Here is a 26,416-nt window from a genome sequence, read left to right on the forward strand (position 1 = left end):
CCCGCTGTCTCACGATTCGGTGATGCGCGCCGGGCGGGCGCGCATTATCCTGGCCGGAATGCGCTCCGGTCCCGCCCTGCTGTCCCTCTTCCTCCTTGCCGCCTGCGACACGCCGGACATGGCCGAGATGGGCCGCTCCGCCGAGAACGCGCTGCGGGCCAGTGTCCTGTTGCCCCCGAGGCAGGACGGCTTCGCCCCCCGCCGCTACGACGCGCCGGCGGGCGCGCTGGAGGAGACGGAGGTGGCGGTGACGGACGGCCCAACGCTCGTTGTCACCTATGGCAGTCGGCGCAAGGTGATGACGATGATCCAGGCCAATGGCGAGCAGCGCATGTGGCGCGCCGATGACGGCATGGTGCTGGCGACCGACGGCGCGCGGGTGGTCGCCACCGCCGGCACCTCTAACAACCTCGCCGCCACCCGCTTCGACAGCCCGGACCCGCTCGACGACGTGACCCGCCTGGCCGAGCGCCCGGCCACCGCACGCCGCGTGGTGGACCTGGTCCCCGCCTCGCGCGACCCGAACCGCATGCGATTTGGCGTAGCGCTGGAATGCCGCATGCGAGCGCAGCGGGTGGACGAGGGCCTGTTTGTGGAGGAGCGCTGCGGCGGCGGCGCCCGCTTCGTGAACCGCTACTGGGCCGATGCCGAAACGGGGGCCGTCTGGCGCTCCGAGCAATGGGTGGGCGTGGACGACCGCCCCGTGACGATCGAGGTGGTCAGCCCGCCGCCCAGCTGAGCCCGGCCCGCCGCACCCGGTGCGCGACATAGGCCAACCAGAGCAGCTGCACCGCCAGCGCCGGCAGCACCACCAGCGGCTTCATCACCGGCGAAAGATGCGGGAAGGCCAGCGCCAGCCCGGCCTGCAGCAGCACGAAGGCGCCGTGGATCGCGGCCACCCGGTGCACCGAAAGCCCTGATCGCTGCGCCAGCTGGTACAGATGGGTCCGGTGCGGCGTGCTCGGCCGCTCCCCCGCCAGCACGCGGCGAACAAGCGTGAAGCCCGTGTCGAACAGGTGCCCGAACAGCAGCAGCGGCACGATCAGGAACGAGATCTGCGCCGTGTCGAAGCGCGCGCAGGCCACGCCCAGCACCGCCAGGATGAAGCCCAGGAATTGGCTGCCCACATCGCCCATGAAGATGCGCGCGGGATGCAGGTTGAAGGGCAGGTAGCCCACCAGCCCCGCTGTGAGGAACAGCGCGGCGGCATAGACGAACCAGGCCCCTTGGCCCGCCGCGATGAAGCAGAGCGAGGCACAGGCCACCAGCAGCGACCCGCCGACCAGCCCGTCCATCCCGTCCATGAAGTTCACCGCATTGGTGCAGGCGACGATCCAGAAGAGCGTCAGCAACGGCCCAGCGATCCCCAGCTCCACCACCCCCACCCAGGGGATGGCGATGCGCGACACAACCAGCCCGCTCGCGATCGCCACCAGCGCCGCCCCGGCCTGCGCCCCCAGCTTCACGACGAAGCGGAAGTCCCAGATGTCATCTGCCAACGCCACGCCGGCAATCGCTACCGCGGCCAGGATGGTGCCGAGGAACTCCGCCTCCGCGATCCGCGCGAAGCGGGCCGTGCCGTACAGCACAACCATGCCCGCCACGAAAGCCGCCACGATCCCCAAGCCCCCGCCCTTGGGCGTGGGCACGGTGTGCGCTGTCGCCGCGCGCCTGTTGGGATCGTCCAGCATGGGATACGCGATCATCAATCGCACCACCCCGGCCGAGAGTAGCGTCAGAACCGCCGCGAAGCCGAGATGCGGCAGGAAGGCCTCGAACTCCATCAGCCCGTGATCCGCGCGGGATCGAGGCTGGCATAGACATCGCCGCTATTGGCGGCATGCGGCAGCGCCTCGATCCAGGTCCGCATCGCCGCAGCCTCCACCGGCGCCTGCAACGCGAACCTCATGCCCTCGCCCAGCGCCGCGTTGAAGTGGTAGGGGCCGAGCGCCGCCATCCGCGCCAGGCAATCCGCCGCCACCCCGCGCTGGATGGTGGTGAACTCGAAGGACAGCACGCGCGGGGCGAAATCCAGCCCCGCCAGCGCCTCCGCCTCGAAGCCCTCCACATCCAGCTTGATGAAGTCCGGCCGCCCATGCAGCGCCGCCAGCGCGCCGAGCGTGGTCACGGGGCGGGCGATCTCACGATCCCATCTCTGCCCCTCCCAGCCCGCAGCCCCCTCCGCCGCGGCCACGAAGGCGTCGGACGCGGTGGCGACGGTCGGGTTCCGCGTGTTCAGCCGCAGCACTGCCTCGCCCGGCGCGGCACCGACCAGCGCCGGCACCACCACCACCCCGTCATCCCCGTGGAACATGCAGCGCAGCAGCCGCGCCAGCCCCGGCTGCGGCTCCACCGCCACGGCCCGCGCGCCGAGCCGCCGGAAACCTGCCGCCCGGTCCCCCACATGCGCCCCGACATCGAAGCCGAGCTCCCCCGCCCCGAGAAAGCGTGACTGGAAGGCATCCAGCGCCCGATCCCGCCCCGGCGCGTAGTAGGTCTCGACGGAGCGGCGAAGGGCGCTCGGCTGCCTCATGCGGCAAAGACCAGGGCGCAGCCCGCGGCATCTTCCGGCGGCACCATCACACCCCCGGGCACTTCCACTCGCAGCACGGCCGAAAGCGCATCCCGCGTCGCGTCCAGATCCGCCACCCCGAGCACCATCCCCACCACCGCCGGCAGGGCAGGGGGCACCACCCCCGGCAGCACCGACGCCAGCACATCCGGTGCCAGCACCCGCACCCGCGCCCCATCCGGCAGCGGCAGCGCGAAGCCGCCCGCCGGCTCCGGCTCCAGCGCCAGGCCGGAAAGGCGCGAGAGCCGCGCCGCGCTCTCCGCCGGGTTCTCCGCCACCACAATCGCCGCGCGCAGCGCCGTCACCCCGTTCGGATGATCCATCCAGCGCTCCTGCCAGATGGCCTCCGGCGTCAGATGCCGCACCAGCTGCACGCGCCCCTCCGGCGCCTCAGGCAGCGGCAGCCGCTCAAACCGCGCGATCGGCCCGCCGGCCTCCACCGGCCGCGAGAGCGGCGATACGCCGGAAATCTCCACCCCCGCCCGCCGCAACCGCGCCAGGTTCCCCGGCGAATCCTCCATGCCAAGCGCCAGGATGCGCGCGCCCTCGAACCGGTCGAGCATCGCGCCCAGCCCGTTATCCGGCAGCGCCGGATCCACCACCGCCAGTAGCTCGATGTAACCCTGTCGCAGCATCGCGCAGCGATTGGCCGTGCCCAGCGGCTCGCTGCCCCGGGACTGCCGCGCCACCGGCGTCAGCTGGAAGCCCAGCCGCTCGTAAGTCCCCCACAGCGCCGCCGAGTCGCGCGCGCAGACGCCAACATGGTCCAGCCCGGTCGCGCTTCCCATCACACCGCCGCCCTCAGGCCGCGGGCCCGGCTTCGTAATGCGGCAGCAGCCACTCCGCCGGTTCGGCCGCCGCCTCCTCATACCAGCGCGCCACCAGCGGATGCGCCCGCACCGCCGCCATATACGCCTTGCCGCGCGGAGACACCGCGGGCGCATAGGTGATCAGCCGCGCCACTACCGGCGCATACATCGCATCCGCGACGCCCATCGCCGCGCCATGCAGGAACGGCCCGCCGCTGGCATCCAGGCAACCCGCCCACACCGTCTCGATCCGCGCGATGTCCGCCAGCGCATCCGGCGTGCCGCCGCGCCCCGGGAAGCTGCCGCCGAGATTCATCGGCATCGCCATCCGCAGCCCGCGGAACCCCGCATGCATCTCCGACGCCGCGCTCCGCAGCAGCGCGCGCAGCACGCGATCCTCAGGCCAAAGCGAGGGCGCGATCTCCGCGCAGTACTCGCAGATCGCCAAGCTCTCCCAAACCCGTGCGCCCTGGTGCTCGAGATAGGGCACCAGCCCCGCAGGCGTCGCCGCCTTGATCGCCGTGGTGCCGCCCCCGCCCGCGAGCGGGATCAGCACCTCCTCCACATCCAGCCCCGCCAGATGCACCGCCAGCCAGCCGCGCAGCGACCAGGAGGAGTAGCGCTTCGTCCCGATGAACAGCTTGCCGTCAGCCATGAACCGGAACTCCCTTGGAGGTGGAGTACTCGAAATGCAGCGCCTCGCCCGGATGCACGCGGGGATGGATGGCATGCGCCGCCATCGCCGCCTCCGAGAAGCCCTGCAGGATCAGCTTCAGCTTGCCCGGATAGGTCGCCACATCGCCGATGGCGTAAATCCCCGGCCGCGACGTCTCGCAGGTCGCCGGCGTCACGGTGATGTGGCTGCGATCCATCCCCAGCCCCCACTCCGCGATCGGTCCCAATTCCATCGAGAGCCCGAAGAAGGCCAGCAGATGATCCGCCTCCACGTCGCGCTCCTCGCCCTTCAGCGTGGAGAGCGTGACATGCGTCAGCGCCGAGCCGTCCCCCTTAAGCCCGTGCAGCTGATAGGGGATCGCCAACTCCAGCTCACCCCGCTCCGCCGCGCGGTCCAGCTGTGCCGCACTCTCGGGCGCCGCGCGGAATTTCGGGCGCCGATGCACCACCGTCACCTTCGCCGCGATCTCCTTCAGCGACAGCGCCCAGTCCACCGCCGAATCTCCGCCGCCCGCGATCACCACCCGCTTGCCCCGGAAGTCCTCGCGCCGGGACACCATGTAGCGCACCGCGCCGGACTGCTCGTAGCGCGTCAGGTCGTCCAGCGGCGGCCGGTTCGGCCCGAAGGCGCCCGCGCCCGCGGCCAGGATCACCGCCTTGGCGCGCACGCTGTCGCCCTCGCTGGTGCCCAGGGTGATAAACCCATCCTCCTCCAGCAGCCGCTCCACGCGGCGCCCGAGCAGGTAGAGCGGCGTGAAAGGCTGCGCCTGCGTCTCCAGCTCGCGGATCAGATCGGCGCCGGCGATGCGGGGATGCGCGGGAATGTCGAAGATCGGCTTCTCCGGATACAGCGCCGCGCACTGCCCGCCGATCGCTTCCAGCGTGTCGATCACCACGCATTTCATCTTCAGCATGCCGCATTCGAACACGGCGAAAAGCCCCGCGGGGCCGGCGCCGATGATAGCAACATCCGTCTCGATATGCGCGGTCATGGGCGTATCCCGTCCCCGTCAGCAGTAAGGGGACGCGTGATACAGCGGGTGGGAAGGGGGGGGAAGGCTGGGCGCCCTTCGGCCCCTGGAAGGCCTGGCCTCCCAGGCCCTTTACCGGGATGGGCACCGGCCACCCCGGACCCTGCGTCAGGTTCTCAGTTCGGCCGAACGCGATCGATCGCCCGGTCCACCGCCCGCCCGGTGGCCTCCACCGGCCCGCTCGGCGGGTCGATCGTGTCGCGCGCTCGCTCGCCGAAGGTGCGGTTCCCGCCCGTGCAGGCCGCGAGGGTGGCGAGGAGCAGCATCGGCAACAGGGCCGCACGAAGAAGACGCATGGTGGTAATCCCTCTGTCACGGCGACCCCGCGGCCGCCCCTGCTTCGCTAACCGGATCGCGCCCGCCCGGTTGCGGCATGCCGTTTCACCAGGGTTGCCCGCAGGGGTGGCCCGGGGGCAGATTGGGCCCGCCCATGACCGCCCCGATCACCCTCTTCCTGCCCGACGAGGCGGCGACCGGCGCGCTGGCCGCGCGTGCCGCCGGCCTGGCCCGCCCCGGGGACGCCATCCTGCTGCACGGCCCTCTCGGCGCCGGCAAATCCGCCTTCGCCCGCGCCTTCCTGCGCGCCGCCGCCGGCGATCCCGCGCTCGAAGTGCCGTCCCCCACCTTCACCCTCGTGCAGTCCTATGACCTTCCCGAAACCGAGGTCCATCACATGGACCTCTATCGCCTGGACGGCCCGGACGCCCTGCCCGAACTCGGCTGGGACGAGGCGCGGGAGGGAATCGTGCTGGTCGAGTGGCCCGACCGCCTCGGCGCCCTCACGCCGGGAGACGCGCTCCGCATCACCCTCGCCCCGGCCGATGCACCAGAGGCCCGCACCGCCACCCTGGCGGGCTGGGACACCCGCCGCCTGGAAGTCCTCGCCGCCGCATGACCCCCGATGAATTCCTGGCCGCCCAGGGCTATGCCGATGCCGAGCGCCTGCCGCTCCCCGGTGATGCCGGCCACCGGCGCTACGTCCGGCTGCGCGGCGGCCCCCGCCCGGCCCTGCTGATGGACGGCTCGGCTGCCGCGGCTGTCGGCCTGCCCTCCGCCGAAGCCGACCTCCGCGCCTTCATGGCCATCGGCCTGCATATCCGTGCCCTTGGTCTCTCCTCGCCCGAGGTCCTGGCCGCCAACACCCCCGCCGGCCTCCTCCTGCTGGAAGACCTGGGCGAACCCACCCACGCCAGCCTGCTGGATGGCGGCGCCGACCCGCTCCCCCTCTATCTGGCCGCCGTCGAAACCCTCGCCGGCCTGCACGCCGCCCCGCCGCCCCCCGGCCTCCCGGCCTGGGAGGGCGAGGCCATGGCCCGCACTGCCGCCGCTACCTTCCTGGACTGGTGGTGGCCCGCCGCCATGGGCGCCGACCCCACCCCCGCCCAACGCGAGGCCTTCCGCACCGCCATCCGCGCCATGCTCGCCCCCTTCGAAGGGGCAGGCGCCTTCGTCCACCGCGACTACTTCCCCGCCAATCTCCTTCCCCTGGATCGCCCGGGCCCCGCCGCGACCGGCCTCATCGACTTCCAGGATGCCGGCCACGGCCACCCCGCCTACGATCTGGTAAGCCTGCTGCAGGACGCCCGCCGCGACGTGGCGCCGGAGATCCGCCAGGCCGCCACCGCCCGCTACCTCGCCGCCCGCCCGGGGCTGGACCGCGCCGAATTTGAGGCCGCCACCGCCGCCATGGCCGCCCAGCGCCATCTGCGGGTCGCCGCCCTCTGGGTCCGGCTGGACCGGCGCGACGGGAAGCCCCACTACCTCCAGCACGGCCCGCGATGCTGGCGCCTGCTGGCGGATGCCCTGCGCCACCCGGCCACGGCGCCGCTCGCAGCCTTCCTCGACGAACACGTGCCGCTCCACCTGCGCGCCAACCCCCAAATGGAACCCGCCGCATGATCCGCCTGACCCACGGCATGGTGCTGGCGGCCGGACTCGGGACGCGGATGCGCCCGCTGACCGAGACCGTGCCCAAGCCCCTCCTCACCCTCCGCGGCCGCTCCCTGCTCGACCACGCGCTGGACCGCCTCGCCGATGCCGGTATCGCGGAGGTGGTGGTGAACGCCTACCACCTCGCCCCCCAGATCGCCGCCGCCGCCGAAGCGCGCACCACCCCCCACTGCACCGTGCTGCTGGAGGACGAGCTGCTGGAGACCGGCGGCGGCCTCCGCAACGCGCTCCCCCATCTCGGCGCGGGTCCCTTCGCCGCCGTGAATGGCGACGCCTACTGGCTGGACGGCCCAACCCCCGCCCTCACGCGCCTCGGCGCCGCCTTCGACGCGGATCGCATGGACGCCCTGCTGCTCATGGTCCGCGCCGCCACGGTGGAGGGCGAGGTGGGACTTGGCGACTTCCTTCTGGACCCCATCGGCCGCCTTCGCCGCCCGAAGGAGCGCGAGGTGGCCCCCTACCTCTATGCCGGCGTGCAGATCATCCACCCCCGCCTGCTGGACGGCACCGAGCCCGGCCGCTTCGGCCTGATGGGCCCCTGGATGCGCGCCATCGAGGCCGGCCGCCTCTACGGCTTGGTGCATGACGGCGCCTGGTTCCACCTCTCGACCCCGCCGGATCTGCAACGGGCAGAGGAAGTTCTGGACAAGGGCCTAGTGAAGTTGTTCTAGCGCTGTTCTCGGATCGGGCCCGGGGCGGGGGAGGGGAGCGGACGCGGTGAGGCTGTACGAGATCCCCGCCCACCGCCCCTTTCTCGACGACCTCGCCCATGGCGTCCTCGCCATGGCGGAGGACCTGGACGACCCTGCGGCGCTCGCCCGCACCACCATCCTGCTGCCCACCCGCCGCGCCGCGCGATCGCTGCGCGAGGCCTTCCTCCGCGTCTCCGGCAAGCCCGCGCTCCTCCTGCCCCGTCTGCGCGCGCTGGCCGGCCTCTCCACCGAGGACGCCGAGGAGCTGTCGCTTCCCGCCCTGCTGGACGAAGCCCCCGCGGTGGACCCCGCCCGCCGCCTCGCCGTGCTGACCGAGATGGTCATGCGCCTGCCCCCGAATTTCGGCGGCCCCGGAAGCCCCGACCAGGCCTGGCGCCTCGCCCTCGAACTCGCGACCCTGCTGGACGAGATGGCGCTAGAGGGCTGCGACCCCTCGCGCCTGCCCGAACTCGTCACCGGCGACCTCGCCCGCCACTGGGAGATCACCCACACCTTTCTCGGCGGCGTCATCAAGTCCTGGAATCAATGGCTCGCCGAACAGGGCCTCTCCGACATCGGCACCCGCCGCGTCGCCTCCCTCCGCGCCCAGGCCGAAGCCTGGAAAACCAACCCGCCAGTGGACCCCGTGATCGCCGCCGGCATCGGCATCGGCGGCACCATCCCCGAGGCCGTGGAACTCCTCCGCCAGATCGCCCGCATGGAGAAGGGCGCCGTCGTCCTGCACGGCGCCGGGGAGGAGGTGGACGGCGATCTGTGGGAGATCCTGCGCGACGCCAACAGCCATCCGCTAAACGGCACCGCCCGCCTGCTGCGCGGCATGGACGCCAGCGCCGGCGACCTCCGCCCCTGGCCCGGCCGCGCGCCCGACGCTCCCGCCCCCAACGAGGCGCGCGCCGAGCTCCTCGCGCGCGCGCTGCGCCCCGAACAGGCCATCGCCTGCTGGCAGGACCGCGAGCCCGAGCGCTGGCGCCCCGCCCTCACGGGCCTGGACCTGCTCGTCGCCCCCGACGAAGCGGGCGAGGCCGCCGCCATCGCCCTGCTGCTGCGCGAAGCCCTGGAAACTCCCGGCGCCCGCGCCGCCCTCGTCACGCCGGACCGCGATCTCGCCCGCCGCGTCTCGGTCGAACTCCTCCGCCACGGCATCCTGGCCGACGATTCCGCCGGCCAGCCGCTCGGAATGACTCCCACCGGCGCCTTCCTCCGCCTCATCGGCCGCATGGTCGAGGAGGGCTTTGCTCCCGTCCCCCTGCTCGCCTCCTTGAAGCACCCAATGTGCGCGGGCGGCATGCCCCGTTCCGATTGGATGCGCGCCGTGCGCGAGCTGGAGCGCCATGCCCTCCGCGGCCCGCGCCCCGCCGCCGGGCTGGACGGGTTGCGCCGCGCCGCCGAGACCATCCGCCACGAACAGCCCCGCACCCGCGTGCTGGCGGTGCTGGACGCGCTGGAAGCTGCCCTCGGCACCTTCCGCGAGCTGGACTACGGCGTCCGCCCCCCCGCCGACCTCCTGGCCGACCATCTCGCCGCCGCCGAGGCCCTCGCCAGCACGGACGAACTCCCCGGCGGCCTACGCCTCTACCGCGGCGAGGAGGGTGAGCCGCTCGCCGTCCACCTGTCATCGCTCGAGCCCGCCATGCGCGCCCTGCCGCCGCTGGAAGCCGCCGCCTGGCCCTCCCTGTTCGACGCGCTGCTGGAAGGCCCGCTCGCTCCGGGCGTGCGCACCATGCGCGGCCGCAAGGGCGGCTCGCATCCCCGCGTGCAGATCCTCGGCCTCCTCGAAGCCCGCCTCCAATCCTTCGATCGCGTCGTTCTCGGCGCACTCGAGGAAAGCATCTGGCCGATCGCCACCGACCCCGGCGCCTGGATGAGCCGCCCCATGCGCACCGCCTTCGGCCTACCAGCGCCGGAAGCCCGCATCGGCCGCGTCTGCGCCGACTTCCTCCTCTCCGCGCTGTCGGCACCGCGCGCCACCCTGTCGCGTGCCCGCAAGCGCGGCGGCTCGCCCACCGTCGCTGCCCGCTGGCTGACGCGCATCGAGACCTTTCTCAGCGGCCAGGGCCTCGGCGGCCTGGAAACCTCCCCCGCCACCGGCTGGGCCACCCTCCTCGACAAGCCCGCGGAAGCGCAGCCCTGCACCCGCCCCGCGCCCGCGCCCCCCGCCGCGCTGCGCCCGCGCAAGATCGGCGTCACCGATGTCTGGCTGCTGAAATCCGACCCCTACGCCTGGTACGCCAAGCGCATCCTCAAGCTACGCCCGCTGGACGACCTCGACGCGGAGGCCGACGCCGCCGAATACGGCAACATCGTCCACCACATGGTCTCCCGCTGGCTCGCCCTCTGCGACGGCGACCCGCACTGCACCGACGCCCAGGAACACTTCGCCCAGGCGACGGAGGAGGCGCTGGCCGAATTCGCCCCGCGCCCCGGCCTCGTCGCCTACTGGCGCCCGCGCCTTTCCCGCATCGCCGATTTCGTGCTGGAAACCGAGCGCCTGCGCGACGATGTCGCCCAGCGCCATGCCGAGATCACCGGCGGCATCGAACTCCCCTGCGGCGTCCGCCTGGAAGGCCGCGCCGACCGCGTGGACGTCACCAAGGACGGCCGCCTCGTCCTCATCGACCTGAAGACCGGCGCCACGCCCACCAACGCCGAAATGGTGGATGGCCGCGCCCCGCAGATGCCCCTGGAAGCCGCCATCGCCGCCCGCGGCGGCTTCGCTGACATCCCCGCCGCCGAGGTCTCTTCGCTCGAGCACTGGCATGTCTCCGGCGGTTACGAGGCCGGCACCGTCGCCCCCTTCCGCCCCAAGGATTCCACCCTGCCCGAGGTCAGCGAGGAGGCCTTCGAGGCCCTGAACACCCTGGTGCAGGACTTCCTGCTGGGCGACCGCCCGTTTCTCGCGCGCCCGCACCCCGCGCGCTCGCCCAAGGGCGACGAGTACGACCACCTCTCGCGCATCGCCGAATGGGGCGGGGCGAGCGAGGGCGACGCCGCGTGAACGAGGCCGTCTCGGCGCGCATCCGCGCCCGCATCTCCCAGCAATCCGCGTCGAATCCCCGCGTCTCCGCCTGGGTGGGCGCCTCCGCCGGCTCGGGCAAGACGAAGGTCCTCACCGACCGCGTCCTGCGCCTGCTGCTGCGGGAGGACGCGCAGCCCGGCCGCATCCTCTGCCTCACCTTCACCAAGGCCGCCGCCGCCGAGATGGCGACCCGCCTTGCGTCACGCCTCGGCCAGTGGTCCGTGCTGCCGGAACCCGACCTGCGCCGCGCCCTCGAAGACCTCACCGGCCAGCCCGCGACCCGCGCGGAAGTGGCCATCGCGCGCAAGCTTTTCTGCCGCGTGCTGGAACAGCCCGGCGGCATGCGCATCGCCACCATTCACGCCTTCTGCCAGTCGCTCCTCCGCAGCTTCCCGCTCGAAGCCCGCCTGCCCCCCGCCTTCACCCTGCTGGAGGACGGCGACAGCGCCACCCTGCTGGCCGAGGCGCGCGAGGCCGCGCTCGCCGGCCGCGCCATCCCCGACGAGGCGCTGGCCGGCCTCGCCCGCCTCGTCTCCGCCGACAGCCTGGCCAAGGCGCTGCGCGAGCTGGTCGGCAAGCGCGAACGCCTGCGCCCGCTGCTGGAGCGCACCGACGGCCACGCCGCGGCACTCCGCGAATGCCTGGAAATCCCTGACGGCGAGTCCGAGGACACGCTCCCCGCCCTCGTCGTGACGCCGCCGGACTCCTTCCGCGAGGCGCTGGCGACCCTGTCGCAGCACAAGAACAAGGGCCCGCGCGACGCCGCCGCGACGCTCCTCGCCATCCTCTCCGAGCCGGAGGAGGCCCGCGCGTCCCGCTGGGCGTCCTGGCAGATGGCGCTGTTCACGCAGAAGAACGAGCGCCGCGCGGCGCTGGCGAAGGAGGAGGCGCTCGCGCAGGAAATGGCGCGCGTGGAAGCCATCCTCGCCCGTTGGAACGCGCACCGCCTGCTCGGCGCCACCGGCTCCCTCCTCGCTGCCGCCCGCCCGGTGCTCGACGACTACCGCGCCCGCAAGCAGCGCCGCGGCGCCCTCGACTTCGACGACCTGATCCATCGCGCACAGGCCCTGCTGCTCGATCCCGGCTCCGCCTGGGTTCTGTTCAAGCTGGATGGTGGCCTCGATCACCTCCTGCTCGACGAGGCGCAAGACACCAACACCGCGCAATGGGGCATCGCCCAGTCCCTCGCGCAGGAATTTTTTGCCGGCGCAGGCACCCACGAACCCGGCGACCGCACCCTCTTCGTCGTGGGTGACGAGAAGCAGAGCATCTTCGGCTTCCAGGGCGCCGATGCCCGCGGCTTCGCCGAATGGGAAAGCCGCTTCGACCGGCAGGTGACCCGCGGCGGCGCGACCTTCGAGCGCGTGCCGCTCACCGTCTCCTTCCGCTCCTGCGCCCCCGTCCTCGCCCTCGTCGATCAGGTCTTCGCCGACGGCCCCGCCCGCCGCGGCGTGGTGCGGGAGGAGGCGGTGCTCGAACACTCCGCCGACCGCGCCGGCCATGCCGGCCATGTCGAGATCTGGCCCCTCCTCGAACACGCAGGCTCGGAGGCGCCCGAGCCCTGGATCGTCCCGCGCGAGCCCGTCGGCGCCCAGGATTCTGAAGCCCTCCTCGCCCAGGCCATCGCCGCCCGTATCCGTGCGATGATCGCGAATGAAACGCTGCCCGCGCGCGGGGACCGCCCCATCCGCCCCGGTGACGTCATGGTCCTGGTCCGCCGCCGCACGCGCCTGATCGAACTACTGGTGCGCGAGCTGAAGAAGCGCGACATCCCCGTCGGCGGCGTGGACCGTATCGCGCTGATCGACCAGATCGCCGTCCGCGACATGCTCGCCCTCTGCGACGCGCTGCTGCTGCCCGAGGATGACCTCGCCCTCGCCGCCCTGCTGAAATCCCCCCTGATCGGCCTCTCCGAGGACGACCTCTTTGCCCTGGCCCATGGCCGCGAGGGCCCGCTCTGGCACGTCCTCATCAAGCACCGCGACGAAGGCACGGAGATCGGCCGCGCTGCCAGCTGGATCGCGTCCCTCGCCGACCGCGCCGACCTCATCACCCCCCACGCCCTGCTCTCGGAAGTGCTGGGCGAGCACGGCGGCCGCGCCAAGCTCCTCCTCCGCCTTGGCGCCGAGGCCGCGGAAGCGCTCGACGAGCTCCTCTCCGCCGCGCTGCGCCATGAGAACCGCCACGCCCCCTCGCTGCAGGGCTTCATCCAGTGGCTGCGCCGCGGCGGTGCCGAGGTGAAGCGCGAGATGGAGAACGGGGCCGACGCCGTCCGTATCATGACTGCGCACGGCTCCAAGGGCCTGCAATCCCCCGTCGTCATCATCCCTGATATTGGCCGCGGCGGCGCCCGCGACACGCTGCTCTGGTCCGGCACCAGCAATCCTAGCGCGAACGCCCCCGACGTCCCGCTCTGGGCTCCCCGCCGCGAGTTCCAGGCCGCCCCCTGGACCCGCGCCCGCGACGCCCGCGCCTCCGCCGATGCCGAGGAGGAGAACCGCCTTCTCTACGTGGCGCTGACCCGCGCCGAGGACCGCCTGATCGTCTGCGGCCTCGCCCCCCGTAAAGCCACCGCCCACCCGCCCTGGCACGCGTTGGTGAAGGACGGTTTCTTCCGCGGCCTCGAGGCGTCGCAGCCCGGATTCGCCCGCGTCCCCTTCGATCCTACCACCCTCGGCCTGCCCGATGGCTGCGGCTTCGGTCCCGAGGGCTGGGAAATCACCACCCCACAGGAGGCCGAACCGAAGCCCGACCCCGCCGTGCTTCGCGCCGAGGCCGCCATCCTCCCCCACTGGGCCACCATCCGCGCGCCGGAGGAGGCCAGCGCCGACCCTGTCGCCCCCTCACGCATGGAGGGCGAGGCCGAACCCCCCGCCGCCGCTCCCCATGGCGTCGCCGACCCCGGCGGCCGCCGCTTCCGTCGCGGCCTCCTCATTCACGGCCTGCTCCAGCACCTGCCCGAGCACGGTGAATCCCGCTGGGAAGACCTCGCCCGCCGCCACCTCGCCCGCCCCGGCCACGGGCTGGACCCGTCGGAGCAGGACGCGACCCTCGCCGAAACCCTCGCCGTCCTCCGCCACCCCGCATTGTTAGGCGCTTTCGGCCCCGACAGCCTCGCCGAGGCCCCGCTCGCCGGGGTGGTGAACGGCATTCCCATCGCCGGCCAGGTGGACCGGCTCCTCGTCACGCCCGACCGCGTCCTGGTGCTGGACTACAAGACCAACCGGCCCCCGCCTGAGGAAGTGGCGAAGGTCCCCCCAGCCTATCTTCGCCAGATGGCCGCCTACCGCGCCGTCCTGCGTGCCGCCTGGCCCGGCCGCCGCGTGGACTGCGCCCTGGTCTGGACCTGGTCAGGCCATGTCATGGCGCTGCCGGATGTCGCGCTGGACCCGCACGCCCCGGGCGCGGCCTGACCCTCGCGCCGACCGGCGCCGGCGTGTCGAGCGCTTCAACAGGCTCGGCTCCGCCACATCACGCCCGCTTCCCTCTGCTTGTCCGCAATGACCTCGCCGCACGCCAATTCGCCTCTGGCCCCGCCAGCACGGGGCCATGACTTACACCTCGAGGCGGTAGCAGTGGACGCTGGCGCCGTTGACCTGGGTTCCGCCGATCGCGATGGCCGGTGATGCAGTGGCAGGGCTGTACGCGCCCCCCGCGGGGTAGACGGCAATGCCCATGGTCGTCCCACCGATATCGCACTGCACCAGGTAGCCGCCCGCGCGCGCCGCGACCGAGCCGCCGAGGACGGTCATCGAGTCGGACACCAGGAGGTGAATATCGATTGTCTTCCCAGCCGCCGCGTTCCAGCGCTTGAGGCGGCCGCCCTGTCCGCCCTGGTCATTGTGGTCCCCGCACACCTCCAGGCCAAAGCCAACGCCGTCCACCTTGAAGTAGGGATCACTGTCCTTCTGGTCGTAGGAAAGCGTGCCAGCATTCTTGCCCGAAGCGCCGTCGTCGAACTCCTTGTAGGATTTCAGCAGGAATCGGCCATTGCGGAGCACGGGACAGACATTGAAGGCGGCGGTGCGCGTGCCGTCCGGCTTCTGGTAGAAGATGGAGCCGGCCACGAGGACGAGCGACCCCGCCTGGCCCGAGATCTTCTTCAGCGCCTTGTAGATGTCGTGTTTGCCGGCCCGGTCCATCGCAAGGGGGCCCTGCTGCCTGATGACCTTGCCGATCTCCCCGAAGCCGGACCAGTAGTACTCGGGGGCAACGAGCACCCGGATGCCACCACGCTGTTGCGACTTCAGGATCGCGTTGGCCTGCTGAACGGCCATGCCGAACTCTGCGACGCGGTTGGCCGGGTCCGGCCCAAAATTGTGCTTGCTGACCTTGAGAAGGCCGATCACGACGCTGGTTGGCATCTCTCCACCCCCGCGGGCCGCTATCCGTGTCGCCCACGAGGCGGAGGTTTGCATTCACGGAAAAGGGGGCGCAACCGGCCCTTCGCGCGCCGTGGCGTCGAAGGAGTGCGGGGCAGCGGCATGGCGCATCCCATTCCCATGGCCCTCACCATGACGAACCTTGAAATGAGCGGCGAACCACCCGTCGCGCTTCGAGGGTGGAGAACCTAGTCCTCCCGCAGGGTGGAAATCGGGTCGCTGGCCGGGAAGCTCTCCTCCAGGGCCTCGTCAAGTTCCTCATCTATCCTCCGCTTCGCTTCCTCCTCGGCGGAAGGCGGGGCCGGCGGCGCCGGCGGCATGGGGCGACCGGGGTCGGACATGGTGCGATCTCCTCGCTAGCTGCCCGGCCACCCTAGCGCGCCCGCCGCCACCCCGGCTTGCCCGTTCCGGCCGCCCCGTGACATTCAATCGTGCAACGGTCCGTGAACGGCCCGAATGGGAGGATGCCTGGAGATGACCACCCGCCGCCGGCTCGGCGCCGCCACGCTCGCTTTGCCGCTGCTGCCATTCGCCGCAGCCGGCGCCGCCGCCCAGGCGACGGCACAGCCGGGCCAGGCCAACACCTACCCCGACCGCCCCGTCACCCTCGTCGTCCCCTGGGCCGCCGGCGGCTCCACCGACGCGGTCGCCCGCATCCTCGCCGCCCGGCTGAGCCAGGACACCGGCCGCTCCTTCGTCATCGACAACCGCGCGGGCGCCAACGGCACCATCGGTTTCGCCTCCGTCGCCCGCGCCCGGCCGGACGGCCACACGCTGCTCGTCGGCACCATCAGCACCTACGCAATGGCCCCGCATCTCTACCAGCTGCCCTATGACAACGATCGCGCCTTCACCGGCATTGGCCTCATCGCTGCCCAGCCGATGATCCTGGTCGTGCCGAAGAACTCCCCCGCCCGCACACTCACGGAATTCGTCGGACTGGCGAAGCGCCCGGGCAGCACCATGACCTACGCCAATTCCGGCACCGGCAGCTCCACCCATCTCGCCACTGAACTCTTCCTCCAGGCCGCGGGCATCCGCATGAACGATGTCGGCTACCGCGCCGGCGCCCCCGCCGTGCAGGCGACGATGCAGGGCGAGGTCTCCATGGTCATCCAGGCCGCCTCCGGCCTGCTGCCTCTCATTCAATCCGGCGAATTGCGCGCGCTCGCCATTTCCTCCCGCGACCGCAGCCCGGTCGCGCCCGCCATCCCCACCTTCCGCGAACAGGGCTACCCCGACTACGAGGCGGTCGAGCACATCGCCCTCCTCGGCCCCGCCGGCATGCCCGCCCCTATCGTCGCCCGCGCGAACGAACTGGCCCGCACCGCGATGACCGCGCCCGAAACCCGCGATCGCCTTGGGGCCCTGGCCGTGACGCCGGAAACCCAGCGGCCTGAAGAATGGGACGCCTACAACGCGGCCGAAAACGCCAAGTGGCGCGGCGTGATCCGTGAGCGGAACATCATGGTGCAGTAGTCCAGGGAGGCGTTGCCTCCCTGGACTTCCCACCGAGGAGCCTGAGGCTCCCCGGGCCCCACCATCTGTTTTCTAGTCCGGTGTGCCTGATTTCGATGAAACCAGACGACTGAGCAGGCTGCTGCTGCTGCCTGAGGTTAAACTGCGGCGCCGCTCTCGATCACTGGTTCCGATCGCTGGATCCGGGGGGGCGGGCGGCATCCCGGTCAGGGGCTCTGAGGGGACGGCGCCCCTTGGCCGGGTCACCCCACCCCGGTCGGCCCATCCAGGATGATACGCACCCGCCGCGCCAGCTCCGCGCGACCATAGGGCTTGTGGATCAGGTCGAACTCCGTCCCGCCGACGGCATCGCGGTTGATGGAATCATCCGCGTAACCCGTGGTCAGCAGCACCTTTATACGCGGCCGCTGCCGCCGGGCCTCCCGCGCCAGCATCACCCCATTCATCCCCCCGGGCATGATCAGGTCCGTGAACAGCATGTCGAGCGGCTGGTCGCCCGCGATGATCCTCATCGCCTCCCGCCCGTCATGCGCGAGGTGAACGGTGTAGCCGAACTCCTCGAGAATGGCGCGGGCCAGCTCCGCCACCTCCGCGCGGTCGTCCACCACCAGGATCGTCTCCGTCCCCGGCCTTTCGGAGGCCCGCGGCGCGGGCGGGCGCGGCGCGTCCTCCTCCTCCGCCTGCGGGAAGTAGAGATGAACCGTCGTGCCCTCGCCCGGCACGCTCTCGATCCGGACGGCCCCGCCCGACTGCCGCGCGAAGCCGTACACCATCGAGAGGCCGAGCCCCGTGCCGCGCCCCTCCTCCTTTGTGGTGAAGAAGGGCTCCATCACGCGCTTGAGGATCTCGGGCGGCATGCCCGTGCCGTTATCGGCAACGGCGATCACGGCGTAGTCGCCGGGATCGAGCCGTGTCCCCATCTCGACATTCCCGGGCTGCACGACCTCGCTGCGGGTGGAGATCACCACCACCCCGTCCGGCCGGCCCGCCACCGCATCGCGCGCGTTGATCAGCACATTCAGCAGCGCGACCTCCGCCTGGGTCGCATCGAGCCGGCAGGGGCCGAGCTCGGGATCCAAGTCGAAGCGAAGCGCCACCTCGTCACCCAGGCTGCGCGCCGCCATGTCGCGCATGCCCTCCACCATGGTGTTGAGGTTGACCGTCCGGCCTTCCAGCCGCTGCTTGCGCGAGAAGGCGAGGAGCTGCTGCGTCAGTGTCGCCGCGCGATCGGCCGCCGTCCGCGCCGCGCCGAGGCTGCGCTGCAGACGCGCACGGTCAGGCTCCGGCCGCGCCAGCCCGCTGTCGATCAGCTCGAGATACCCGCGCATCACCTGCAACAGGTTGTTGAAGTCATGCGCGATGCCGCCCGTCAGCTGCCCCAGCGCCTCCATCTTCTGCGCCTGGCGCAGCGATTCCTCTGCATCCCGCCTGCGGCTCACATCGAGCTGCGAGGCGAAGAAGTAGATCAGCTCGCCCTCGGGGTTCAGCACGGGCGAGATGAACAGCGCGTTCCAGAAGGTGGAGCCGTTCTTGCGGTAGTTCAGGATTTCGGTGGCGATCTCGCGCCGCGTTTCCACCGCGCGCCGCACCTCGTTCACCGTCTCCCGGTCCGTGTCCGGCCCCTGCAGGAACCGGCAGTTCCGCCCGATCACCTCGTCCCAGCCATAGCCCGTCATCTTCAGGAAGGCATGGTTGGCAAAGACGATCGGGTTATCCGCCCGGTGCGGGTCCGTGACGATCATCGGCATCCGCGTCATCTCGACCGCGGCGAAGAAGATGTCCGAATGGCTGTCCGTGATGCCGCGGCCGGGGCCGCCGCGCACGGTCGGCCGCCCGCCGGAGGCCGGATCCTGGATGTGCGAGGCCGCCTCGTCGCTTGGGGCAGGGGTGGCGTGGTCGTTCATGCGGCGGCGATCATCGGACTCGTCGAGGGGCTCGTCGGCCCAGGGACACAGGATTCCGAAGGGACATCGGCCCGCCCGGCCCATCCGCAAGGGGACGGGCAAGGCAGCCGTGGTCGCGTCAAGCCGCCAAGGCCTGCACCGCGCGCGTGTTCCGCACCTGGACCAGCGTGAACAGCCCGCCCGGCGGGCAGGGCTCCAGCGACACCACCTCGGCCTCCGAGCCGAGCAGGTCGGACAGCGCGAAGTCCGGATGCCACCCCAGTACGCGGGACAGCGGTGCCATGGTGCGCTCCACCCACCAGCGCGGCCCGTCCTGCGCCGCGAAATGGTTCACGAACAGCATCTGCCCGCCCGGCCGAACCACGCGGGACATCTCGGCAAACAGCGCCCGCGCATCAGGCACGACGCTCGCGGTGAACATCGCCACTGCCATGTCGAAGGAGGCATCGGCGAAGGCCATGCGCTCCGCATCCATCTCGATCAGCCCCTCGACATGGGAAAGGCCCTCGGCCGCCACGCGCTCGCTCGCCTTCTCCAGCATCTCGCGGGAGAGGTCGATGCCGACCACGCGCTTCTCGCGGCGATAGCGGGGCAGGGCCAGGCCGGTGCCGACCCCCACCTCCAGCACGCGCGTCCCAGGCAGCCGGTTCACCGCCTCCACCGCGCGCTTACGCCCGAAGGAGGAAACGCCGCCGAACACCGTGTCGTACACCCCCGCCCAGCGGCGATAGGCGTCACGCACCGCCCCCGCATCCAGCACCGCGCGCTTGTGGTCCCGCGAGGGATCGGCGGTCAGGTCGGGCAGGGTCCGCGCCATGTCTTGTTCTGGTTCCGATAGGAGGATGCGGCCGATTGAGGCCAAATATGGGCGCTAAACCAGGGGCCGCCCCGGTGCAAGCGGCCCGGCGCCCCCGAGGGTTCAATCCCTGGGGAGGTGACGGGCCAGCCAGCCCACGATCGCCGGGCCTTCCGCCGTGCCAACGCCCGAAGCCACAACAAGGCTGCAAGGCGGCTTGGACGCTGTCCCGACCCTCAGGCAACGCCGGGCCGGATCAGCCGCACCCGCCGCCCCTCGACGCCCATCGCCAGGTCGCCGTTCCGCAGCGCCAGCGCATCCGCCCCGAACACCTTGCGCCGCCAGCCCTGCAGCGCCGGCAGATCCTCCGGCGCGTCGGAGGCCAGCCGCTCCAGTTCGTCGGAGCTCGCCAGCAGCCGCGGCGCCACCTGATGCTCCTCCGCCTTGGCCGCCAGCAGCACCTTCAGCAGCGCGACCAGGGCAGGGGAGGGGGTGGCGCCCGAGCGCTCCCGCGGCGCCTCCGGCAGCTCCGCCTCGGGCAGCGCCTTGGCCTCCTCGATCGCCGCGATCAGCGAAGCGCCGGACTTGCCCCGCGCGAAGCCATCCGTCACCCCCCGCGCCCGGCCGAGCGCGGCCGGATCGGTCGGGGCCGTGGCCGCCACCTCCAGCAGCGACTCGTCCCGCAGCAGCCGCTGGCGGGGGATGTTCACCCGCTGCGCCTCCCGCTCCCGCCAGGCCGCGATGGCGCGCAGCGTGCCGAGGAACCGCCGGTTGGTCGTCCGCGGCCGCAGCTTCTCCCAGGCGGTGTCGGGGTCGGTGCCATAGGTCGCCGGGTCGATGAGTGACGCCATCTCCTCGGCCACCCAGTCCAGCCGCCCCTCGCGCGCCAGCCGGTCGCGCAGGGCCACATAGATGCGCCGCAGATGCGTCACATCGCCGGCGGCATAGGTGATCTGGGCCGGCGAGAGCGGCCGCGCCGACCAGTCCGAGAACCGGTGCGCCTTGTCGATCGAGGCATTGGCCAGGGCGCGGGCCAGGCTGTCATAGCTCGCCTGGTCGCCGAAGCCCGCCACCATGGCCGCGATCTGCGTGTCGAACATCGGCTGCGGCGTCTGCCCGAAGCGCAGCAGGAAGATCTCCACATCCTGCCGGCAGGCATGGAACACCTTCACCACATGCTCATCCGCCAGCAGCGCCCCGAGCGGCGAGAGATCCAGCCCCGGCGCCAGCGCGTCCACCACTGCCGTGTCCTGCGTGCCGCCGAGCTGCACCACGCAGAGTTCGGGCCAGTAGGTCCGCTCCCGCATGAATTCGGTGTCCACCGTCACAAAGGGCTCCTGGCGCAAGCGCTCGCAGAGCGGGACCAGCTGCTCGGTGGTGGTGATCAGAATGGGCTCGGGATCGGCAGCAGGGCCGGGGCGGCGGGACATGGGGCGCGGGTGTAATCGCAGAACGCCCGGGTCACAAATCCCGCCTGGCAGAAGGGCCCTCAGCCCCCATCCACCCGCAGGATCTCCACCGCGGGCGGGGAGAGGAGGATCTCGCTGAAGGCCCGCATCCAGTCCCCCGTCTGCTGCGCCGAGCCTGCCCCGCGCTGCCGGAACCCGTCCAGCTGGTCGAGGCTGGTCAGCGTCACCTCGAACTGCAACGCCGCACCGCCATGGCCCCGTGTCAGCGGGATAAGCATCCGCGCCTCCAGCCCGTCCCGCCGCGCCGCCTCCACCTCGCGCCGCACGAAGTCCAGCGCCTGCGGGCGATTGGCCGGTAGCACGTCGTAGGAAAAGCGGGCGAGATACATGGCAGGGCCTCCTGAGACCTGCCCATCCTAACCGCACACGCCGGCCCTGCTGAAACACGCCTGCGGGATACCGGCGACCCGAGGCCGCAGAACAGCGCCCTACAGGAGCGCCCGCAGCACGATCGGCGCCAGGATCGCGCTCAGCAACGCATTGAGCGCCATCGCAATCCCCGCGAAGGTCCCCGCCACCGGGTTCACCACGAAGGCCCGCGCGGTCCCCAGCCCATGCGCCGCCAGCCCCGCCGCGAACCCTCGCGCCCGCATATCCGTCATCCCCAGCCCGTTCATGAGAGGCGTCACCAACACTGCCCCGATCGCCCCGGTCAGGATCACCAGCACCGCCGCAAGCGCGGGATCACCCCCCAGCCCCTCTGCAATGCCCATCGCGATCCCCGCCGTCACCGATTTCGGCGCCAGCGAGGCCAGCACCGCCGGCCCCACCCCCATGGCCCGCGCGATCAGCAGCGCCGAGAGCATCGCGGCGAGGGACCCCGCCAGCAGCGCCGCCCCCATCGGCAGCAGCGCCCGCAGCACCGTCCCCCGGTTGCGGTACAGGGGCACCGCCAACGCCACCGTCGCTGGCCCGATCAGGAAGTGGACGAACTGCGCCCCCTCGAAATAGGTGCGGTAGGGCGTGCCGGTCGCGAACAGCACGCCGGCCGCCAGCGCCACCGCGATCAGCATCGGATTGGCCAGCGGATGCCGCCGCAGCGCCAGCGAGATCCGGTCCGCCGCCACATAGGCGAGCAGCGTCACCGTCAGCCACAGCAGCGGCGTGCGGGAGAGATAAACCCAAAGGCTGAAATCGTCGCTCATGCCCCCGCTTCCCCTTCCGGAGCCTTCCCGCCCACGAGCCGCGCGACGCCGACGAAGACCAGCACCGTCACCACCAGCCCCACGATGGTGGAGACCACCAGCGCCACCGCCAGCGCGACCCCGTTGGCCGCCAGCACATCCAGCCGGTTCACCACGCCCACGCCCGCCGGCACGAACAGGAAGGCCAGGTTCACCAGCAAGCCATCCGCCGGCGCCGTGACGAAGCCCGTATCCGCGGGCCTCGGCAGCAGGTCATTTCCCAGCAGCAGGAGCAGCAGCAGGATCATCCCCACCACCGGGCCGGGCAGGGGCCAGCCCGTGCCATGCACCAGCGCCTCCCCCATGAGCTGGCAGAGAAGGATGAGGGCGGCGCCTGGGATCATGCCCAGGTTATTAGCGAGGATCGTGCCGCCCCGGCCCCCGCCAATCCCCGTCACCCGCCATGCCACCCGCGCGGCCTCCCCATCCTGCGGAGAGGTGATCGCCCCACGCCTTCCGCCTCCGTCCGCGCGCCCCTAACCTCACGGCGATTCGAGGGTGTGGTCACATGGCGAACGGAGCGGAAGCGGCCTGGGCCCGCGTGATAGACTTGGCGCGCGCGCCTGAAGCCGCCGCGATCCGCCCCCTCATGGCCGATACCGCCCGCCCCGCGCGATACACCCACCGCGCTGGCGACATCCTGGCCGACCTCTCGAAAACCTCCGTCTCCGACGCCGCCCTCGCCGCGCTACTAGACCTTGCCCGCATCCGCAGCGTGGCAGCCGCGCGCGACGCCATGGCCGCTGGCAAGGCCATCAACACCACGGAAGGCCGCTCCGTCCTGCACATGGCGCTCCGCGGCCCGCGCGGCACCTTCAAGGCCGGGGCCGAGGATGCCTCCGCCGGGGTGCATGACACGCTCGACGCCATGCGCGCCTTCTGCACCCGCATCCACGCGGACGCCCGCTACACCGACGTCGTCAACATCGGCATCGGCGGCTCCGATCTCGGCCCGCAGATGGCCGTGCGCGCCCTGTGGCGCCACGGCATGCCCCTGCGCGCCCACTTTCTTTCCAACGTGGACGGCCATGCCTGGGAGGCGATGCGCCATCGCCTGGACCCCGCCCGCACCCTCGTCCTCGTTGCCAGCAAGACCTTCACCACCGCCGAGACGATGACCAACGCGCATCTCGTCCGCGACTGGCTGCGCGCCGCGCAGGGCGAGGCCGCCGACGCCCAGCTCGTCGCCCTCTCCACCAACCTCGCTGCCACGCGCGACTTCGGCGTGCCGCAGGACCAGGTCTTCGGCTTCCAGGACTGGGTCGGCGGCCGCTTCTCGATGTGGTCCGCCATTGGCCTCTCCATCGCCCTCTCCTGCGGCTGGGACGTCTTTGCGTCGCTGCTCGCCGGCGCCCGCACCATGGACGAGCACTTCCTCTCGGCGCCCGAGGCCGAGAACCTGCCGCTCCTCATGGCGCTCACCGAGATCTGGCACGTTGACGGCCTCGGCTACGCAACCCGTGCCGTCCTCCCCTATGACGAGCGCCTCGCCCGCTTCCCCGCCCATCTGCAGCAGGTGGAGATGGAATCGCTGGGCAAGCGCGTGACGCTCGACGGCACTCCCGCCCCACGCGCCACCGGCCCCGTGGTCTTCGGCGAGCCCGGCACCAACGCCCAGCACTCCTTCATGCAGTTGCTGCACCAGGGCACCACCCCCGTGCCCGCCGACATCGTGCTGATCGCCAACCCCGACCACGGTTACGAGGAGAACCACCGCCAGCTCCTCGCCAACGGCCTCGCCCAGGCCGAGGCCCTGTTGCGCGGTCGCGACGCCGATGAGGTGCGCGCGGAGATGCAGGCCAAAGGCATGGCGCCGGACGCCATCGGGGCCCTGCTGCCCCACCGCCTCTTCCCCGGCAACCGCCCCAGCACCACCCTCGTCCTGCCGAGGCTGGACGCGAACACCCTCGGCCAGCTCGTCGCGCTGTACGAGCACAAGGTCTTCTTCCTCGGCGCCCTCTGGGGCGTGAACGCCTTCGATCAGTGGGGCGTGGAACTCGGCAAGCAGCTCGCCGGCGCCCTCCTCCCGGAACTCGCCCCCGGCGCCACGGCCGGCACTCACGACCCCTCCACCACCGCGCTCATCACCGAACTGCACCGCCTGCGCGGCCAGGCCTAGCCGCCGCACCCCCTTAGCGCCGTCCCTGGCCGGGGCAGGAGTGGCTCGGCTAGAGATGGCGTGACCTCACGGTCCATGGCCCTACGCATGTCCCGCGCACGCCTCCGCCTCGCCATCCTCGTCGTCGCCGGCCTGGAATTCGCCCCTGTCGCGTGGCTGCTCATCCAGACCCTCCGAGAGGCGACGGACTGGTCACGCCCCTACGCCTACGAGATCTTCTGGATCCCAGGCCTCCTCGGCGCGCCCTCGCTGCTGGCCCTGCTCCTCGCCGCACTGGGACGAGGGCTGGGCTTCGCGGTCTTCCTCTGCGTGACCTACGCGCTCGTGTTCTTCTTTTTCTGGAGCCTCGCCCAGGTCGCGACAGTGGCCGGATAGCCGCTCCTCATCTTTCCTTCACCTCCCCAGCGCATCCTTGCCCCGGGCCGTCGGAAGCCCCATCCCTCCCTTGTGAGTCCTCTCCAGGCCATTCGCCGCCTTCCCCCCACCACCGCCGACCGCATTGCCGCTGGCGAGGTGGTGGAACGCCCCGCCGCCGCCGTGAAGGAGCTGGTGGAGAACGCGCTGGATGCCGGCGCCCGTCGCATTGCCATCACGTTGGAGGGTGGCGGCATCGACCGCCTCCTCGTCGAGGATGACGGCAAGGGCATGATCCCCGCCGACCTCGCCCTCTGCATTGAGCGCCACGCCACCTCCAAGCTGCCGGACGAGGAAACCCTCTTCCGCATCGCCACCCTCGGCTTCCGCGGGGAAGCGCTGCCCTCCATCGGCGCCGTCTCCCGCCTCTCCATCACCACGCGCCCCCGTCTCGAAGGGGGGGATGGGGACGCCCACAGCATCCAGGTCGAAGCCGGCCGCGTCGGCGAGGTCACCCCCGCCGCCGCCCCGCCCGGCACGCGTGTCGAGGTGCGGGACCTATTCTTCGCCACCCCCGCCCGCCGCAAGTTCCTGAAGACCCCCGGCACCGAGGCCTCGCACGCGGTGGAAACCGTCCGCCGCCTCGCCCTTGCCTGGCCCGAGGTCGGCTTCCGCATGACCGTGGACGGCCGCGTGGCGCTGGACCTTCCCCCGGCCGATCGCACCGCCCGCGCCGCCGCTCTGCTCGGCCGCGACTTCGCTGCCGCCGCCGTCCCCGTACAGGGCCAATGGCCTGATCTGACTCTGGAAGGCCTCGCCGCCCTTCCCACCCACAACCGCGCCACCGCCGCCGAGCAGCACCTCGTCGTCAACCGCCGCCCCGTGCGGGACCCGCTGCTGCGCGCTGCCCTCCGCGTCGCCTATCGGGATGTACTGGCCTCCGGCCGCCACCCCGTCGCCGCCCTGTTCATCGAGATCCCGCCCGAGGCCGTGGACGTGAACGTCCACCCCATGAAGACCGAGCTGCGCTTCCGCGACGCCGGCGGCGTCCGCGGCGCCCTCATCGCTTCCCTTCGCCGCGCGCTCGGCACCGGCGCCGGCGTCGGCACCACCCGCACGGGCTGGGACTCCGGTGGCGCCCCCGACCCCGCCTGGCCCAGCCGCGCCGGCCAGCCCCTGCCGGAACCCGCCGTCGCCTGGTCCGACGGCAGCACCACCCCGGTGCAGCCCCGCGGCTTCGCCGAAACCTCCACCTTCTTCACCGCCCCGCCGCCATCCAGCCCGACTGGCGCACCGCCGGCCCAGGCCCGCTTCGCCCTGCCGCCCGGTGCCATGACCGTCCCCGCGGAGACTCCAAGCCTGCCGGGCGGCAGCGCGGAGGGTCCCCTCGGCCGTCCGCTCGCCCAGCTGCTCGACACCTACATCCTCGCCGAGGCGCCCGATGGCGCCCTCATCCTCATCGACCAGCACGCTGCCCATGAGCGCCTGACGCATGAGCGCCTCTCCGCCCAGCTCGTCACCGGCGGCGTCCGTTCCCAGCCCCTGCTGCTCCCCGCCGTGGTGGACCTCCCCGCCGCCGATGCCCTGCGCCTTGCCGAGCGCGCCGAGGAACTCGCCCGCCTCGGCCTGGAGATCGAGCCCTTCGGCCCCGGCGCCATCCTCGTCCGTGCCCTGCCGGCGCTTCTCGGCACGCCCGAACCCGCCCCCATCCTCGCCGACATCGCCGCCGAACTTGCCGACTGGGAGGAGAGCACCGCCCTCGAGCGCCGCCTCGACGCCGCGGTCGCCCGCCTCGCCTGCCACGGCAGCGTCCGCGCCGGCCGCCGCCTCAACCCCGCCGAAATGGCCGCCCTGCTGCGCGAGATGGAGGCCACCCCCCGCGCGGCGACCTGCTCCCACGGCCGCCCCACCTTCCTCCGCCTCGGCACCGGCGACCTCGCCCGGATGTTCGGCCGAACCTAGG

At 72.0% G+C, this 26,416-nt stretch carries 24 protein-coding genes; 10 read left to right on the forward strand and 14 right to left on the reverse strand.

The features are described from left to right. The first annotated feature begins 22 nt into the window (after window positions 1-22). Window positions 23-739, forward strand: a complete 717-nt coding sequence (locus ACVBD7_RS01875; RefSeq protein WP_458095827.1) for a YjbF family lipoprotein — start codon at window positions 23-25, stop codon at window positions 737-739. On the opposite strand, the gene ACVBD7_RS01880 is transcribed toward ACVBD7_RS01875, so the two are convergent. From ACVBD7_RS01880 to ACVBD7_RS01905, 6 genes are all read right to left on the reverse strand, one after another. Beyond that, a complete protein-coding gene (locus tag ACVBD7_RS01880; protein ID WP_458095828.1) occupies window positions 720-1,784 on the reverse strand; it encodes a glycosyltransferase family 4 protein in 1,065 nt (354 codons plus the stop codon). The two genes, ACVBD7_RS01875 and ACVBD7_RS01880, sit on opposite strands and share 20 nt — an antisense overlap. Beyond that, complete coding sequence (locus tag ACVBD7_RS01885; RefSeq protein ID WP_458095829.1) at window positions 1,784-2,533, reverse strand: FkbM family methyltransferase; 750 nt, start codon at window positions 2,531-2,533, stop codon at window positions 1,784-1,786. Before ACVBD7_RS01885 ends, ACVBD7_RS01880 begins: the two co-directional genes overlap by 1 nt. Further along, window positions 2,530-3,360, reverse strand: a complete 831-nt coding sequence (locus ACVBD7_RS01890; protein WP_458095830.1) for a VOC family protein — start codon at window positions 3,358-3,360, stop codon at window positions 2,530-2,532. Before ACVBD7_RS01890 ends, ACVBD7_RS01885 begins: the two co-directional genes overlap by 4 nt. A gap of 13 nt (window positions 3,361-3,373) precedes the next feature. Beyond that, window positions 3,374-4,036: a glutathione S-transferase family protein gene (locus ACVBD7_RS01895; RefSeq protein WP_458095831.1), complete on the reverse strand. Its 663-nt coding sequence runs from the start codon at window positions 4,034-4,036 to the stop codon at window positions 3,374-3,376. Next, the gene (locus tag ACVBD7_RS01900) at window positions 4,029-5,048 is read right to left on the reverse strand and encodes an NAD(P)/FAD-dependent oxidoreductase (RefSeq protein WP_458095832.1); all 1,020 of its coding nucleotides are present in this window, start codon (window positions 5,046-5,048) and stop codon (window positions 4,029-4,031) included. The genes ACVBD7_RS01895 and ACVBD7_RS01900 overlap by 8 nt, the downstream gene beginning before the upstream one ends. Window positions 5,049-5,203: 155 nt before the next feature. Next, window positions 5,204-5,383, reverse strand: coding sequence for a hypothetical protein (locus ACVBD7_RS01905; protein WP_458095833.1), 180 nt, complete (start codon window positions 5,381-5,383; stop codon window positions 5,204-5,206). A 134-nt stretch (window positions 5,384-5,517) separates the two neighbouring features. On the opposite strand from ACVBD7_RS01905, the gene tsaE reads away from it, so the two are divergent. The 5 genes from tsaE to addA are packed head-to-tail and all read left to right on the forward strand — an operon-like array spanning window position 5,518 to window position 14,179. Further along, window positions 5,518-5,982, forward strand: a complete 465-nt coding sequence (tsaE, locus tag ACVBD7_RS01910) for a tRNA (adenosine(37)-N6)-threonylcarbamoyltransferase complex ATPase subunit type 1 TsaE (RefSeq protein ID WP_458095834.1) — start codon at window positions 5,518-5,520, stop codon at window positions 5,980-5,982. Beyond that, window positions 5,979-6,986: an aminoglycoside phosphotransferase family protein gene (locus ACVBD7_RS01915; protein ID WP_458095835.1), complete on the forward strand. Its 1,008-nt coding sequence runs from the start codon at window positions 5,979-5,981 to the stop codon at window positions 6,984-6,986. Before tsaE ends, ACVBD7_RS01915 begins: the two co-directional genes overlap by 4 nt. After that, window positions 6,983-7,708 carry a nucleotidyltransferase family protein gene (locus ACVBD7_RS01920; protein ID WP_458095836.1) on the forward strand — a complete coding sequence of 242 codons (726 nt, stop codon included), beginning with the start codon at window positions 6,983-6,985 and terminating at the stop codon, window positions 7,706-7,708. The genes ACVBD7_RS01915 and ACVBD7_RS01920 overlap by 4 nt, the downstream gene beginning before the upstream one ends. A gap of 46 nt (window positions 7,709-7,754) precedes the next feature. Continuing rightward, entirely contained in the window at window positions 7,755-10,745 is a 2,991-nt protein-coding gene (gene addB, locus ACVBD7_RS01925) for a double-strand break repair protein AddB (RefSeq protein WP_458095837.1), read from the forward strand. Continuing rightward, window positions 10,742-14,179, forward strand: a complete 3,438-nt coding sequence (addA, locus tag ACVBD7_RS01930; protein WP_458095838.1) for a double-strand break repair helicase AddA — start codon at window positions 10,742-10,744, stop codon at window positions 14,177-14,179. Before addB ends, addA begins: the two co-directional genes overlap by 4 nt. A gap of 141 nt (window positions 14,180-14,320) precedes the next feature. Here the strand turns inward: addA and ACVBD7_RS01935 are convergent, their stop codons facing one another. Next, complete coding sequence (locus tag ACVBD7_RS01935) at window positions 14,321-15,115, reverse strand: hypothetical protein (RefSeq protein ID WP_458095839.1); 795 nt, start codon at window positions 15,113-15,115, stop codon at window positions 14,321-14,323. Window positions 15,116-15,336: 221 nt separating this feature from the next. Then, window positions 15,337-15,489 (reverse strand): hypothetical protein, encoded by a 153-nt coding sequence (locus ACVBD7_RS01940; RefSeq protein ID WP_458095840.1) that lies wholly within the window; start codon window positions 15,487-15,489, stop codon window positions 15,337-15,339. Window positions 15,490-15,622: 133 nt separating this feature from the next. Here ACVBD7_RS01940 and ACVBD7_RS01945 point away from each other — a divergent pair, with 133 nt between their 5' ends. Further along, entirely contained in the window at window positions 15,623-16,627 is a 1,005-nt protein-coding gene (locus ACVBD7_RS01945; RefSeq protein ID WP_458095841.1) for a Bug family tripartite tricarboxylate transporter substrate binding protein, read from the forward strand. Between the two features lie 242 nt (window positions 16,628-16,869). Here ACVBD7_RS01945 and ACVBD7_RS01950 read toward each other — a convergent pair whose 3' ends face one another. The 6 genes from ACVBD7_RS01950 to ACVBD7_RS01975 all read right to left on the reverse strand — a co-directional run bounded on the left by ACVBD7_RS01950 (window position 16,870) and on the right by ACVBD7_RS01975 (window position 22,324). Further along, window positions 16,870-18,531, reverse strand: coding sequence for a histidine kinase famiy protein (locus ACVBD7_RS01950; RefSeq protein ID WP_458095842.1), 1,662 nt, complete (start codon window positions 18,529-18,531; stop codon window positions 16,870-16,872). Window positions 18,532-18,649: 118 nt separating this feature from the next. Continuing rightward, window positions 18,650-19,348 carry a class I SAM-dependent methyltransferase gene (locus tag ACVBD7_RS01955; protein ID WP_458095843.1) on the reverse strand — a complete coding sequence of 233 codons (699 nt, stop codon included), beginning with the start codon at window positions 19,346-19,348 and terminating at the stop codon, window positions 18,650-18,652. A 215-nt stretch (window positions 19,349-19,563) separates the two neighbouring features. Beyond that, window positions 19,564-20,757 carry a ribonuclease D gene (gene rnd, locus ACVBD7_RS01960; RefSeq protein WP_458095844.1) on the reverse strand — a complete coding sequence of 398 codons (1,194 nt, stop codon included), beginning with the start codon at window positions 20,755-20,757 and terminating at the stop codon, window positions 19,564-19,566. Window positions 20,758-20,816: 59 nt separating this feature from the next. After that, a complete protein-coding gene (locus ACVBD7_RS01965; protein WP_458095845.1) occupies window positions 20,817-21,125 on the reverse strand; it encodes a hypothetical protein in 309 nt (102 codons plus the stop codon). Window positions 21,126-21,224: 99 nt separating this feature from the next. After that, a complete protein-coding gene (locus ACVBD7_RS01970) occupies window positions 21,225-21,941 on the reverse strand; it encodes an LrgB family protein (protein ID WP_458095846.1) in 717 nt (238 codons plus the stop codon). After that, window positions 21,938-22,324: a CidA/LrgA family protein gene (locus ACVBD7_RS01975; protein ID WP_458095847.1), complete on the reverse strand. Its 387-nt coding sequence runs from the start codon at window positions 22,322-22,324 to the stop codon at window positions 21,938-21,940. The genes ACVBD7_RS01970 and ACVBD7_RS01975 overlap by 4 nt, the downstream gene beginning before the upstream one ends. Window positions 22,325-22,488: 164 nt before the next feature. Between ACVBD7_RS01975 and pgi the strand changes: the two genes are divergently transcribed. From pgi to mutL, 3 genes are all read left to right on the forward strand, one after another. Next, the gene (pgi, locus tag ACVBD7_RS01980) at window positions 22,489-24,099 is read left to right on the forward strand and encodes a glucose-6-phosphate isomerase (protein ID WP_458095848.1); all 1,611 of its coding nucleotides are present in this window, start codon (window positions 22,489-22,491) and stop codon (window positions 24,097-24,099) included. Window positions 24,100-24,186: 87 nt separating this feature from the next. Next, window positions 24,187-24,474 (forward strand): hypothetical protein, encoded by a 288-nt coding sequence (locus tag ACVBD7_RS01985; protein ID WP_458095849.1) that lies wholly within the window; start codon window positions 24,187-24,189, stop codon window positions 24,472-24,474. 72 nt (window positions 24,475-24,546) lie between these two features. Beyond that, window positions 24,547-26,415: a DNA mismatch repair endonuclease MutL gene (gene mutL / locus ACVBD7_RS01990; RefSeq protein WP_458095850.1), complete on the forward strand. Its 1,869-nt coding sequence runs from the start codon at window positions 24,547-24,549 to the stop codon at window positions 26,413-26,415. The last annotated feature ends 1 nt before the right edge of the window (window position 26,416 follow it).

The organism is Roseomonas sp. WA12 (assembly GCF_054165765.1).

Bases quoted from the DNA above. Each gene is read 5' to 3' on its own strand.
- ACVBD7_RS01875 (WP_458095827.1), top strand. From the start codon at position 23: ATGCGCGCCGGGCGGGCGCGCATTATCCTGGCCGGAATGCGCTCCGGT.
- ACVBD7_RS01880 (WP_458095828.1), bottom strand. From the start codon at position 1,784: ATGGAGTTCGAGGCCTTCCTGCCGCATCTCGGCTTCGCGGCGGTTCTG.
- ACVBD7_RS01885 (WP_458095829.1), bottom strand. From the start codon at position 2,533: ATGAGGCAGCCGAGCGCCCTTCGCCGCTCCGTCGAGACCTACTACGCG.
- ACVBD7_RS01890 (WP_458095830.1), bottom strand. From the start codon at position 3,360: ATGGGAAGCGCGACCGGGCTGGACCATGTTGGCGTCTGCGCGCGCGAC.
- ACVBD7_RS01895 (WP_458095831.1), bottom strand. From the start codon at position 4,036: ATGGCTGACGGCAAGCTGTTCATCGGGACGAAGCGCTACTCCTCCTGG.
- ACVBD7_RS01900 (WP_458095832.1), bottom strand. From the start codon at position 5,048: ATGACCGCGCATATCGAGACGGATGTTGCTATCATCGGCGCCGGCCCC.
- ACVBD7_RS01905 (WP_458095833.1), bottom strand. From the start codon at position 5,383: ATGCGTCTTCTTCGTGCGGCCCTGTTGCCGATGCTGCTCCTCGCCACC.
- tsaE (WP_458095834.1), top strand. From the start codon at position 5,518: ATGACCGCCCCGATCACCCTCTTCCTGCCCGACGAGGCGGCGACCGGC.
- ACVBD7_RS01915 (WP_458095835.1), top strand. From the start codon at position 5,979: ATGACCCCCGATGAATTCCTGGCCGCCCAGGGCTATGCCGATGCCGAG.
- ACVBD7_RS01920 (WP_458095836.1), top strand. From the start codon at position 6,983: ATGATCCGCCTGACCCACGGCATGGTGCTGGCGGCCGGACTCGGGACG.
- ACVBD7_RS01940 (WP_458095840.1), bottom strand. From the start codon at position 15,489: ATGTCCGACCCCGGTCGCCCCATGCCGCCGGCGCCGCCGGCCCCGCCT.
- ACVBD7_RS01945 (WP_458095841.1), top strand. From the start codon at position 15,623: ATGACCACCCGCCGCCGGCTCGGCGCCGCCACGCTCGCTTTGCCGCTG.
- ACVBD7_RS01950 (WP_458095842.1), bottom strand. From the start codon at position 18,531: ATGAACGACCACGCCACCCCTGCCCCAAGCGACGAGGCGGCCTCGCAC.
- ACVBD7_RS01955 (WP_458095843.1), bottom strand. From the start codon at position 19,348: ATGGCGCGGACCCTGCCCGACCTGACCGCCGATCCCTCGCGGGACCAC.
- rnd (WP_458095844.1), bottom strand. From the start codon at position 20,757: ATGTCCCGCCGCCCCGGCCCTGCTGCCGATCCCGAGCCCATTCTGATC.
- ACVBD7_RS01965 (WP_458095845.1), bottom strand. From the start codon at position 21,125: ATGTATCTCGCCCGCTTTTCCTACGACGTGCTACCGGCCAATCGCCCG.
- ACVBD7_RS01970 (WP_458095846.1), bottom strand. From the start codon at position 21,941: ATGAGCGACGATTTCAGCCTTTGGGTTTATCTCTCCCGCACGCCGCTG.
- ACVBD7_RS01975 (WP_458095847.1), bottom strand. From the start codon at position 22,324: ATGATCCCAGGCGCCGCCCTCATCCTTCTCTGCCAGCTCATGGGGGAG.
- pgi (WP_458095848.1), top strand. From the start codon at position 22,489: ATGGCGAACGGAGCGGAAGCGGCCTGGGCCCGCGTGATAGACTTGGCG.
- ACVBD7_RS01985 (WP_458095849.1), top strand. From the start codon at position 24,187: ATGTCCCGCGCACGCCTCCGCCTCGCCATCCTCGTCGTCGCCGGCCTG.